At 45.1% G+C, this 12,060-nt stretch carries 12 protein-coding genes and 2 tRNA genes; 1 reads left to right on the plus strand and 13 read right to left on the minus strand.

Annotation, left to right across the window (positions count from 1 at the left end; translation table 11 throughout):
- Positions 1 to 4: 4 nt before the first annotated feature.
- The 4 genes from M472_RS34345 to M472_RS34355 form a co-directional block, all read right to left on the minus strand.
- The gene (locus M472_RS34345; RefSeq protein ID WP_200859617.1) at positions 5 to 457 is read right to left on the minus strand and encodes a tetratricopeptide repeat protein; all 453 of its coding nucleotides are present in this window, start codon (positions 455 to 457) and stop codon (positions 5 to 7) included.
- Between the two features lie 16 nt (positions 458 to 473).
- Positions 474 to 1,070, minus strand: coding sequence for a superoxide dismutase (locus tag M472_RS34350; RefSeq protein ID WP_021070461.1), 597 nt, complete (start codon positions 1,068 to 1,070; stop codon positions 474 to 476).
- On the minus strand, positions 1,070 to 1,237 hold the full coding sequence (locus M472_RS45470; protein WP_021070462.1) for a hypothetical protein: 168 nt from the start codon (positions 1,235 to 1,237) through the stop codon (positions 1,070 to 1,072). Before M472_RS45470 ends, M472_RS34350 begins: the two co-directional genes overlap by 1 nt.
- Before the next feature lie 201 nt (positions 1,238 to 1,438).
- A complete protein-coding gene (locus tag M472_RS34355; protein ID WP_021070463.1) occupies positions 1,439 to 1,942 on the minus strand; it encodes a dihydrofolate reductase family protein in 504 nt (167 codons plus the stop codon).
- Positions 1,943 to 2,030: 88 nt separating this feature from the next.
- On the opposite strand from M472_RS34355, the gene M472_RS34360 reads away from it, so the two are divergent.
- On the plus strand, positions 2,031 to 2,378 hold the full coding sequence (locus M472_RS34360; RefSeq protein WP_021070464.1) for a winged helix-turn-helix transcriptional regulator: 348 nt from the start codon (positions 2,031 to 2,033) through the stop codon (positions 2,376 to 2,378).
- Positions 2,379 to 2,423: 45 nt separating this feature from the next.
- Here M472_RS34360 and M472_RS34365 read toward each other — a convergent pair whose 3' ends face one another.
- The 9 genes from M472_RS34365 to M472_RS34395 form a co-directional block, all read right to left on the minus strand.
- Complete coding sequence (locus M472_RS34365) at positions 2,424 to 5,861, minus strand: pyruvate carboxylase (protein WP_021070465.1); 3,438 nt, start codon at positions 5,859 to 5,861, stop codon at positions 2,424 to 2,426.
- A 346-nt stretch (positions 5,862 to 6,207) separates the two neighbouring features.
- Positions 6,208 to 6,279 (minus strand) — tRNA-Gln (locus M472_RS34370).
- A gap of 6 nt (positions 6,280 to 6,285) precedes the next feature.
- Positions 6,286 to 6,358 (minus strand) — tRNA-Lys (locus M472_RS34375).
- The gene (locus M472_RS0122750; protein ID WP_031301705.1) at positions 6,358 to 7,740 is read right to left on the minus strand and encodes a hypothetical protein; all 1,383 of its coding nucleotides are present in this window, start codon (positions 7,738 to 7,740) and stop codon (positions 6,358 to 6,360) included. Before M472_RS0122750 ends, M472_RS34375 begins: the two co-directional genes overlap by 1 nt.
- Positions 7,741 to 7,941: 201 nt before the next feature.
- Complete coding sequence (locus tag M472_RS34380; RefSeq protein ID WP_022829347.1) at positions 7,942 to 8,385, minus strand: hypothetical protein; 444 nt, start codon at positions 8,383 to 8,385, stop codon at positions 7,942 to 7,944.
- Between the two features lie 25 nt (positions 8,386 to 8,410).
- A complete protein-coding gene (locus tag M472_RS45755; RefSeq protein ID WP_235049503.1) occupies positions 8,411 to 9,532 on the minus strand; it encodes an NlpC/P60 family protein in 1,122 nt (373 codons plus the stop codon).
- Positions 9,451 to 9,834, minus strand: coding sequence for a hypothetical protein (locus M472_RS34385; protein ID WP_021070469.1), 384 nt, complete (start codon positions 9,832 to 9,834; stop codon positions 9,451 to 9,453). The genes M472_RS45755 and M472_RS34385 overlap by 82 nt, the downstream gene beginning before the upstream one ends.
- 145 nt (positions 9,835 to 9,979) lie before the next feature.
- Positions 9,980 to 10,618 (minus strand): fibronectin type III domain-containing protein, encoded by a 639-nt coding sequence (locus M472_RS34390; RefSeq protein WP_021070470.1) that lies wholly within the window; start codon positions 10,616 to 10,618, stop codon positions 9,980 to 9,982.
- A gap of 1,030 nt (positions 10,619 to 11,648) precedes the next feature.
- Positions 11,649 to 11,945 (minus strand): helix-turn-helix domain-containing protein, encoded by a 297-nt coding sequence (locus M472_RS34395; RefSeq protein ID WP_144062713.1) that lies wholly within the window; start codon positions 11,943 to 11,945, stop codon positions 11,649 to 11,651.
- Positions 11,946 to 12,060 lie beyond the last annotated feature (115 nt).

Consider the following 12,060-nt stretch of genomic DNA (forward strand, 5'->3'; position numbering starts at 1 on the left):
TTTATTATTGGTCTGTTGTTATTAAATCATTTTCGAGAAGCTGTTCGTTCACCATTTCGACGAGATGTCGTCGCTTGGCATCGCCCTCGTCCGATTGCTGTACAAAGCTCGCATAGTTGGCTATTGCCGCTCTGAGATCCGATTGGATCTCCACAAAATCAATCTGCTTTCTCCGGATCAGATGAAAGAGATAATGGATGCTGCGCTTCAGCATATTCTCCCCTTCGTCATCCTTGCCCAGCTGTTGGTACATACTTGCCAGATTATTACAAGAAATAAGAAATACCTGTATGAAGGGAATTTTCAGTCGTACACAATCCCCGATATGGTCATTAAGTACCTCAGCTCTGTACAGCGCATCATTATACAGCGACATGGCCTGTTGCCAATCTCCCTTCTCAAAAGCGCCATTGGCCGATAAGGTCAATGTCTGCCAATGTTCTTCCACATGTCTCATACAGCTGTCCCCCATTTTATTTTAAGTTTTCATTTGCAAAATCCCAGTTGACCACCTCCCAAAAATTCTCCACAAATTTGGGACGGGCATTGCGGTAATCGATGTAGTAAGCATGCTCCCATACATCCAGTGTGAGTATCGGCTTTTTCCCTTCGGTGAGCGGCGTATGCGCATCCTTCATCGCCAGTATCTCGAGCACTCCATTTTCATCTTGCGCCAACCAGGCCCAGCCCGCTCCAAACAACTTGACTGCCGTCTGCGAAAACTGGTCCTTGAAAGCCTCAAAACTCCCGAAATCCCTATCGATCAGTGTACCTACTTCTCCGACAGGGGCCGCGCCTCCATCAGGAGACAGACAGTTCCAAAAGAAACTGTGATTCCAATGCTGGGCCGCATTGTTGAACAATGGCGTATTGCCTTCTGAAAAACTCTTTGAAATTATAGCTTCGACCGTAGCTCCTTCCAATGCCGTGTCTTTAATCAACCCATTGAGGTTGTTGACATAGGCCGCATGGTGCTTGCCATAGTGATAGTCGAATGTTTCGGCTGTGATCACCGGATCCAGCGCGCCGCTGTCATAAGGGAGTTCCGGCAGTGTTAATGTAATCTTCATTAGTGTCTATTTTTCTGTTTTAATACTTTAATTGCTCTCTTCAGTTGGTTGATCTGCTGCATACACGAGGTAGCCATTTTTAGATTCCTTTTCATGAGTTCTCCTGTCCTCAATTGCCGCTCGAGATAGTTCTGATTTTCTTCCAACAAGGCTATTACAAAATCCATATCGTCTTTATTTTATAAATTAGCTCAACAAACTTACAAAGTTAGATTCATCTAACAAAATAGTTTAAACAAAAAAATACCCTAAAGAATACAGACGGCATCTTCAGGGTATACCCGAAATTGAGATCATATGTCAAAATAAGCGTCTCAACAGCGCATTTAAGGGTTAGATCTTCTTATGACAACACAAGGCGGTGCCTATTATTTGGCCAAGTGCAGTTGAACAAAGCCGTTATGGACTTCACAACCTGCCAAGTTAAACTTTGAATGGAGGGCTGGATTGCTCACCAGGTGCCCGCCGTCTCCAATAATAAGAGGGCTGATGTTGAAATATATATCCGTTACAAGGTCACGGTCCAGAAAAGCGTTGAATGTCCCGACACCACCGCCGACAGCGATTTGCGTCACACCTTTAGTGGAGAAATAGGCAATCGCTTCTTCAGGTGTACGGACTATAGTATATTCAGTTGAGGCAACCGTTTCTGCGGACAGGACGACCATATCGACAGTCGCAAACAACGCTTTTATATGCTCGGGAAACTGCTGAAAGTTTTCAAAAGTTTTCGCGCCAATAACCATGCTGCCTACTCGTTTTGCCATCTCTACATAAAAACCCATTGCTTCCTGCGGAAGCGAGTGGTGGGGATTGTCCGATACCAATGCTTTTCCATTGGCTGAAATATTTGCGACAAGTATTACCTTCATTATATTCATCTTTTAAAAATTCAACAGCAAAACTATGAGGTATTAACTTTATATTCACTATGGATTACCTTTAGGAAAGTTACTATATATGAGATGTACAGCGGAAAAACCTTCGAAAGAAAACATATTAGCATTGGAAGATGCGATTGAATTACTTCGCGGAAAATGGAAAATCAGCATTCTGCGAAACTTATCGTACGGAGAAATGCGGTTCAAAGATTTACAGGAAGCTGTAACAGGTATTTCGCCCAAAGTTCTTTCCAAAGAATTACAGGATCTGGAACAGCACTTATTGATTACGAGAACGGTTAACAATACGAAGCCTGTCACCGTTTCTTATGCCATTACGGAACATGCCAGCAAAACAGTCCCTCCCATTATCAACGCCTTACTTGAATTTGGATTGAACCACCGGAAAAAAATAAAAGAAGGGTAAAGATGATTTTAAGGTTTGGGTCCATAGAACCCAAACCTTAAAATACTACTCAATAATAATCACCAGATCATTGGCGTCCACCATGGTGCCTGCAGGGAGAACGATTCTTTTCACTTTTCCAGCAGTGACCGCGCATACTGTAGATTCCATCTTCATGGCCTCTATGACAAACAACGGTTCATCTTCTCCCACGACATCACCCTCCTGAACATGAATCTTAGACAACAGTCCACGTAGAGGCGACCCTACCTGATTAGCATCACCGGAATCACATTTGGTATGGACTTTCTTTTCCACATGTACCGATCGGTCGACTACTTCGATGTTGCGGGTCTGCCCATTCAGTTTAAAAAACACGGTGCGGCGGCCCTCGTCATCTGCCGGACTGATAGAGAGCAATCTCACCAGCAGTGTCTTGCCCTTGGCAATATCCACGGTAGTCTCCTGCCCGATCTCCATTCCATATAAAAATATAGGTGTCGATACCAATGAGACATCTCCATATTTACGATAGGCATCCAAGTAATCCAGGAACACCTTTGGATAGAATTTATAGCTCAGGTAGTCTGTCATCGACAGGTCGTCCCCGTAGCTGGCGCAGAATGCCGCATAATCGGTCTCTATATCCAACTCAGGCAGGTGTTTGTTGGGCCGATCCGTACTAGCCGGATGCCCTTTCAAGATGATCTGCTGCATCTCTGACGGGAAGCCTCCCGCCGGCTGGCCGATATCTCCCTTGAAAAAAGAGATCACCGAATCGGGAAAGGAAAGCGTATCGCCCCGCGCGATCACATCCTGAGCCTGCAGGTTGTTGGACACCATAAACTGCGCCATATCGCCTACCACCTTAGAGCTGGGCGTCACCTTGACGATATCGCCAAATAGAATATTGGCATCCGCATAGGCTTTTTTGATCTCCGGTATCCGATCCCCCAGTCCCAATGCATTGGCCTGCTGTCTCAAGTTTGAATACTGACCACCCGGAATCTCATGTTGGTACACCTCCGCCGATCCCGCATTCATTCCCGATTCGAACGGCATATAGTACCTACGCACCGACTCCCAGTAGTCACTGTAGTCCTGCAGTCCCTGCGCATCGTAGGCCAGCTCCCGATCCTGAAAGCGCATCATCTCTACCACGGCATTGAAATTGGGCTGTGAGGTGAGTCCAGATAAAGCTCCCAACGCACAGTCGACCACATCGACCCCAGCTTCGATCGCCTTGAGATAAGTTGCCGCCTGTACGGAGGACGTATCATGGGTATGTAAGTGTATCGGGATAGCAATCGTATCCTTCAGCGCAGTTATCAGTTCTTGTGCCGCATACGGTTTCAACAGCCCCGACATATCCTTTATAGCCAGCATGTGGGCCCCGGCATTTTCGAGGTCCTTGGCGAGCCGCAAGTAATAGTCCAGGTTATATTTGCTTCTTTTGGGATCCAGTATATCGCCAGTATAACATAGCGCACCTTCTGCAATACCTCCAGTATACTTGCGTACCATCTCGATACAGGGTGCTATATTTTCCATCCAATTCAACGAATCAAAGATGCGGAACACATTCACCCCAGTCTCCCAGCTTTTCTCGACAAAGGAAGCTATTAAATTGTCGGGATACGCCGAATAGCCCACGCCATTGCATCCGCGTATCAACATCTGCAACAGAATATTGGGTATTGCCTCACGGAGCTTAGCCAACCGCTGCCAAGGATCCTCCAACTGAAATCGCAGCGCGACATCAAATGTCGCTCCGCCCCATACCTCCATGCTGAATGTCTGCGGATGTGCTTTAGCAAAGCCCTCCGCTACCTTCAACATATCATAAGTACGTACCCGTGTAGCGAGCAGCGACTGGTGGGCATCCCTAAATGTAGTATCGGTGTACTGGATTGCTTTTTCCTCTTTCAACCAGCGGCACAGCCCCTCGGCACCGAGTTCGTCCAATCTGTTTTTCGAACCATACGGAAAGGCCGATACCGGATCATATATCGGTGCGACAGGTTTTTCCAGATCTGCAGGCTTCCCTGTGTGCACATCGGCATTTCCATTGACCGAGACATCTGCCAGAAAAGAAAGCAGCTTGGTACCGCGATCCAACCGCTTAGAGGGTTTGAACAATTGCGGGTTGGACGCCAAAAAGCCCACGTGAACCTGCCCTGCCAAAAAAACAGGATGGGTCACCAGATTCTCCAAAAAAGCAATATTATTTTTTACCCCTCTGATGCGGAACTCGCGCAGTGCCCGATCCATGCGATAGGCTGCTTCCTCCAAGGTCTTGCCATGCGTACTCACTTTGACCAACATCGAATCAAAGAATGGGCTAACCTTCATTCCCGGATAGGCACTTCCTTCGTCCAAACGAACCCCAAATCCAGCTGCATTACGATAAGTAACTATCGTACCGTAGTCAGGGCGGAAATCATCTGCTGGATCTTCTGTCGTGATGCGGCACTGTATAGCATACCCATTGGTTTTTATGTTTTTCTGTTCCGCCAGTGCTAAGGCCGTATCCGAAAGCGCATAGCCTGCAGCGATATAGAGCTGTGTACGGATAAGATCCACCCCCGTTATCATTTCCGTAATCGTGTGTTCGACCTGTATTCGCGGATTGACTTCGATAAAATAGACCTGCTCTTCACTGTCCAGCAAAAACTCGACCGTACCCACATTGTCATAATTGGCCAACCGTGCTATCGCAGTAGCGTACTTGTAGAGCAGCTCTTTTGTCGGTAAAGAAAGGTTGCTTGCCGGTGCTACCTCTACCACCTTCTGGAAACGGCGCTGTACAGAACAGTCTCTCTCGTAGAGATGGACGACATGACCAAAACGATCAGCTACCACCTGAACTTCGATATGTCTCGGATTCTCAATGTACTTTTCCAGGAAGACCGTGCCGTCCCCAAAAGCGTTGAGTGCCTCCTGCTGCGCGCTGACAAAAGCCGTCTCCAGCTCCTCCGAATTGCGGACGATGCGCATACCGCGTCCTCCCCCTCCGGCAGACGCCTTCAGGATGACGGGATAGCCGATACGGGCAGCCTCGGACAGTGTACGGGCACTATCGGACAAGGTGCCCTTGCTGCTCTCGATAATCGGCACCTGAGCCGCTACAGCGACCTCCTTCGAACGTACCTTGTCGCCCAGCATTTCCATCACATGAGGAGATGGCCCCACAAAAAGGATACCTTCGGCCGCACAGCGTCGAGCAAACTCCGGATTTTCGGAGAGAAAGCCATAACCCGGATGGATGGCATCGGCGCCACATTGTTTGGCGGTACGTACGATAGCCTCTATATCCAGATAAGGCTTCAATGGTTGATCATCTCCTCCGATCTGATAAGCTTCATCGGCCTTGTACCGATGTAAGGAATAGCGATCTTCGTAGGTAAAGATAGCAACCGTGGCGATTCCCAGCTCATTGCACGCTCTGCTGATACGGATAGCGATCTCTCCGCGATTAGCAATAAGCACTTTTTTGATGTTCATGATATGTATTAAGTTTAAAAAAGGTGTTTCTCTCATAATCCCCTCCAAATCGAACATTTATCCGGAGCGGTATCTATTGCGGGATCTGGTGGGCCAAACAATAAATATTATTGTAAAATTGCACACTATTGGCAGAATTACCAAAGTAAAATCTAAATTTCAATAAAAAAGAAAAGAATATTGACTTGTCACCGAATAAAAAACAGACATAAAGAGCTATTCCGTATTAAATTCAAAAAAAACAACTATTAACATCACTATCAGCGGATTATAGTGAAATACTTGTTTTTTAGAGATCGTGCAAAAGATGCCCTCGTCAGTGGGCGCTTTTTTGTCTGCCGTTTTGTTCTGATAACAGGGCTCGAACCTGTGTCCATCCGGTCCAGAGCCGGACGCTCTACCACTGAGCTATATCAGAAATCCGAGATAGGTGTAGGGCTCGAACCTACGTCCATTCGGGTAAAGAGCCGAACGTTCTACCACTGAACTAACCTATCTAATTTTTTTCAGGATATAATGGCTTCGCATTTTTACCTGAATAATATTTATGTCTTTTTAGCACTGTTGCCAAAAACGGATTGGCAACCGCAACGCCGTGAACAAGTTCTGGCGTAGGTCTAAACTCTGCCACACCGTGCACTCTTGGGGCTATCCATCCTGACTTTTCCGGATCGATTCCCGCTTGTTCACAATATTGAACTACCAATTCTTTGTTACACTGCGCTTTATTCTGGAATACTTCCCAAGGCAATGGTATTTTATTCCATACTTCCGTATTGGGATCGAGTTTTCCGCCTGTTGAAAAATGCCAAGCAACCACATCCGCTGCCATTAGTCTCAATACCTTACCAAAGCAAATCTCTTCGAGGATATAATCCAAACCTAAGGAATAAATCAAATTCATCCAATTATCTCTGGCTTTATTCCAAGCTCCTGCCGTATTGTTCCAAGTTGTAGAGTCGTTGCCCCTTCTCACAACCATTGTTTCTCTGTTAATATTACTGCCCCTCCAAACCTCGTCCAACAGTTCAGCGATATCCTGCAAAACAGTTGTCCATAGCCCCAGCAAGGTTCCTTTTTGCTCATCGGTCAAGTTGGATAACACCAGCTGACTGGTATAAATATGTGATATCGCCCACCAATTGGCAGTATTGGGTTTTACTGCTTTGTCTTTTCTGAAAACATCCAAAAAATTGCTTTCTTGTCCTGTACATCTTTTCAGAAGCATATCACTTATTTCGTCAAATGGCCTGGCTTGACTCTGATTGGTAAAAACACTTCTAAGATTGCAGCGTGCATTGTAATAAGCAATAAAGCAGGCCGTATTAAGGTCGGACGAAAAATCTTCAAAACCAATCCTATGTGCCAAAGCATGTTTTGCAATTTTCTGAAACTCATTTTTCTTACGCTCCCGGATAAACTTCAACAGTTTTTTCTCTATTCGGGTGAGCAGTCGCCACTTCTTGTTATAGTTACGTTTTGACAGGTCCAGTCCGCTTTCTTTTCGCTGCGATTTATTCAGTCGGTCGTTTATAAAGTCATTTTCCCCTACTGTTTTATGAATGAGCGGTGAAACAAAATTGATAAAATCCGCTATATCTTTTTGATTATTGTAATCCGACTTACCATTGTCGTCCAGTTTGAAGATTTCTATGGCTTTGGTGATCTGCTTACCTGCTCCTTTCGCTTCTGCAAATTCCTGCAACATGGACGTATAGCCAGACACATTTTTTGCCAATGAACCTTTGGCTGCTTTTTCCAAAAGAAGTCTTTCTTTAGTTGTCAGACTGTCTGCTGTCAATGCAAGAATCATTTGCGCAACGTCCTCTGGTCTTCTCCGTTCGCTTAACGTTTGATATAACTGTTCAATTGTCGCCATTTCGATTTGTCACGCTGTTGCAGCCGAAGCTTTTTCTATTAAACGAATTTAGTAAAAAAATCTGCCTTTGCCCCTGCTCAGCAATAAACCTGCCATCCCTGCAGCTGAAAGCTATTACACAACGTATTTCGCAGAATCTGAAAAGAGAAAGGACGTTTTTTCAAATAGAGGATTGTGACAATGAGAAAAATACTGACTCTTCTAGAATCTCTTCCTCCAGAAGCAGTAGACCCCTATCGCTATGGGTGCGACAGCTAACAAGTAAAACCAATTACTCAAAAGATATAGTGTCTGACTAGCGCGTGTACTATTTGTTTCTTCACTGTATGCTGCTCTTGTACTATCATAAGAGGACAACCACTGTCCCGCCATTATTTGAGTCGTATTTCGCTCAAGATACTCCAGCCTGCCCGAATGTCCCCATAACCCTATCCAGGGATGAAAAACAAAGCTACTATCACTTGTAAAACTCCAATAACGCGAAATGCTATCCCTACTTAACAACTCTACCCCCGACGTATTACCCTCTACCTGCGTTTCTGTCTGTCGCTGTCCCCATACAGCTGTACTCGTATTTTTCCTACTCTTACAGCCAACTAGTGTTATAATGAATATAAACCATTTTATATAATTTAAGCCTCTCATAATATCTAAATTCTGTTGTAAATAATTAATAGTAATTTCCGGCCACCCAATCGGCCATTGCATACACTGTCTTTAAATGTCGCCTTCGTGATTCGACTCGATTGTTGCTATTACCTTCTATTGTCACGAGATACTGGCCTTGTTTTTCTTTAACCAGTCCCACATGGTTAATTCGTTTGACGGCCGAACCGTAAATTCCGAATACATCTGCTGATCGACATTGGTCTTTACTAATCTGTCTTGCTTTGGGAAATAATGCGGGAGACCATGGGTTACGCGGAACACTGAACCCGGCCTGGCCATAGCTCCAAGATACGAAGGCAGCGCACCAGTCATAGCCTTTACCGAGATTGGTGTAGCGAAGATATTCCTCGACACGAGGGCCATCGTTGTTATCAGTAGCTTCGCGGGTGCCTAGTTCTTTTGAAGCAATTGATATTATTAAGTTTCTCTTGTCCTCATTGGCGGACCGCCTAGACACTTTCCCTTGATAGAAAGTGCCACAAAGATCAAGACTGTTTAGCCTATGTTCATCACGGCTTCGCAAAGCTACAGGGGCGGTTCCCAAGGTCCCCAGACCTCCTGTTCCCTCCTTCGACTGGGAATCCTGACCTAGTGCAAAATGTACAGAACTGCGATCTGTAGTTTTACGGCCTTTGACTCCACATGCTAAAAGGTCGTCCTTAAAAGCTAAATACTTCAAAGGCGACATTGATCCGAATTGTAAGGAACTGCTAGCACTAACCGAATAAGATGACCTAGGACAATAAAAAAGAGAAGCAAAGCCTCTACATTCGCTCTTGGTATCGCCTAATAAATTTTTGACGATTGTACTGGGATGCACCTCCTTTGTGTCAAAAGTTTTGCTGCGGAGAGCACTTCGTGGTTTCAGCGATGAGTTTAGCTTCGCTGAGCTCCACTCCGTTACGGTTTTGCGTACTTTTTGCGGAAAAAAGTACGAGCCACTCGCGGCTTGAGCGAGAAGATTAATACCTGTAAAGCTTTTAGATCTCTCTATTCCGCTATGCTCCAATCGAGATGACGGGTGGGAATGTCCGGAAAAAACTAAAACACTACTACCATCGCCATTAACACTGCATACAGCAGTAAAAAGAAGACCGAGAAGTAAAGAATAGATTGTTGCCATGATGTTAATTGGTTAAAATGTTGACCAAACTGTTTACGAAAAGATTTAAAGGGATGCCATAGTAGCTCCTGTAGCCATATACTGATATAGATGGCCAGCCAACCTACGAGCATTCCGAAGACCGCAACGGTAAGTGTCCCGAAATCGAGTATGCCTATAGCGGGATCGATCAGCTGCAATACGGTAGAGACCATAATCCAAGCGATGACCAGAAATAAAAAGCCGAAGAATAGCTTTTGCTTAAGTGTTAGTTCCTCTGACCAGCCCTGGGCCAGCCATGAGGGATTGATTGTTGTTTGCATGATATGTTGTTTAGAGGGTTAATAGAGTTGATAAGGTAGGCGGATCCGCAAATCCGCCCAATCCTTAATCCTTGTCACTCGTCACTGTGTCACTTCGTTACTCGTTACTACGTCACTGATCACTAGTCACTCCGTCACTACTTTCCTATCGTGCTATCAAGGATACTGCTTCCGACCAGTCTCCCATGCCTTTACTGTTGCGTGCCCGCACGCGTACGAAGTATTTGATACCTGGCACTCTATCGGTCAGGACATTCCCCCGTGATGAAGTCGTATTGAAGGTTTCAAACCATTCCACCGTATTTGTAGCATCCTCACGGCCCACTTCTACTTCATACTCCCAAACTCTTTTGAGCGGAGTAAAGTCTAAGCGCATCTGACCGGAGATCCGTCCGTCACGCAGCTGTATACGAGAGGTTACCAATGGCAGCTCGGAGCTACTCGGTTTGCTTACCAATACCAGTCCGGTACTCAATAGCAAAGACAACTGTCCATTGGCCACTTCGTTGACATGGTGTGCTAGGTTTTTCAGCGCGAAGAGTAGTGCATCACGACTTTCGTTCTTCAAGCTGATTTCTAGTGCCGAACCTCGCCTGCTAGCGATTTCATGTTTGGTAATATAATCGTTGACGATAGTTTCCAGATCTGTAAGACCGGGATTAGGATTCGGAAAGCTTGCCTGTGTGCTTGTTTCCTGCATAGCCTTTAACACACGTCCTGCCAACGTAGACAGCTCATAATCGGAGAGTGCCTTATAATTGCTAATTACTTTTTCTTTTCTCATAGTTTTTAGTTTTATGCTGTAAGCCGTATGCTATACGCTTTAGGCCAGAAGCTTTTTCTATTATTTATTAACTAGTGTCTAGTGGTCATTAACCATTCACAATTAATCTATTAATCCTTAAAAGGAGGCCCACGCGGCGAAAACATTTTTTTGCTGTTCATGATCCAAATATGGCCTGGAAGCCCGAAAAATGAAATTTTTGACGCAACGTGGAGCAACAAGATGAATAGATGGTCGATTCTGACGCAACTTGACGAAAGCTATTCGCTAAAAAGTTTGTCGTATTCGAATTGAAAATGATCGTTTCGCAAATGAGTTTGCCGCTAATCCATATGCGTTTTCCGTGGAACAGCACAGATTAGTCGCCACAGCAAACAGATCCACCATGTAACCATTGAACAGCGTCATCGATCAAAAGCAGTGTACGAAAGAAAGAAATCCATCATCCATAACCAAAAAGAGAAACACGGCACCCCTCTACGGCAATACCGCTCAATGAAAGAGATAAATAATGGATACGTACCGAAAAATAGTTTCAGGCGCTTCATCCACAGGATCACTATTTAGATAAACCACACAACCAAAAGGATTCGCCGATTAGTCGAAAGCGTTTACAGTTAGACCAAAATAAGTAACCGCGCAATAAAAAGGACTTACCACTATCTTATCACCATTTATCGAGGAACCAAATCCCTAAGTCGCTAATCATAAGTCAGCGACCGCTACAACAGATTCGTATGCCACCAACCTGTTTCAACAGCAGCTCACTTTAAATTGATGAGCCACCTACCCTTAGCCGTGAAGATAGAACCTAAACCGAACTGTGTCCGCCCAAATTGCATAAGCCACTATATAGGAGCGTGGACAGATCCTCTTAAAACGATCCACGACATAGCTAAAGGGGACAACCACATATCCTTTACAATAAGCGGATAATTCAATAAAAAACGCCGCTGATCGGTATTGATCAACGGCGTATCTAAATTAAACTGTGGCTTCGCTATCTGAGACCCAAGCCAACATAAAACGGTTACAGCTTCCCTTTTCTTTTAGAATACCAAATTTTTGCCGCTTCAACTTCCGCCTTCACCAGGCGTACACGTCCATTTTTGTTCTCGAGCTTAGTAAACTCTTCACGGTTACGCATTCTATCGATATGCGAACGTGACACGTTCATCGCGAGACAGGCCTCACCAACCGTGCACAACTCTTCTTCGGTGTAAGCATCTATATCCGGTTTTTCAGGCGGAGGTGCCTTATCAGTTTTAGCAGGAGCATCTATCTTTCCAACGGAATCCGGTAGTCCAGACGCTTGTAGTAATTGCACGATATGATTCAGGCAGGACAGGATATCCCCGGCCAGTCTGACAAGAATGGATAATAATCGAATCATGATCTTAGTGTGTTAAGACCACCGATTGCACAAGTACAGACAAAACCAA

Source organism: Sphingobacterium paucimobilis HER1398 (assembly GCF_000416985.1).
GTDB lineage: Bacteria > Bacteroidota > Bacteroidia > Sphingobacteriales > Sphingobacteriaceae > Sphingobacterium > Sphingobacterium paucimobilis.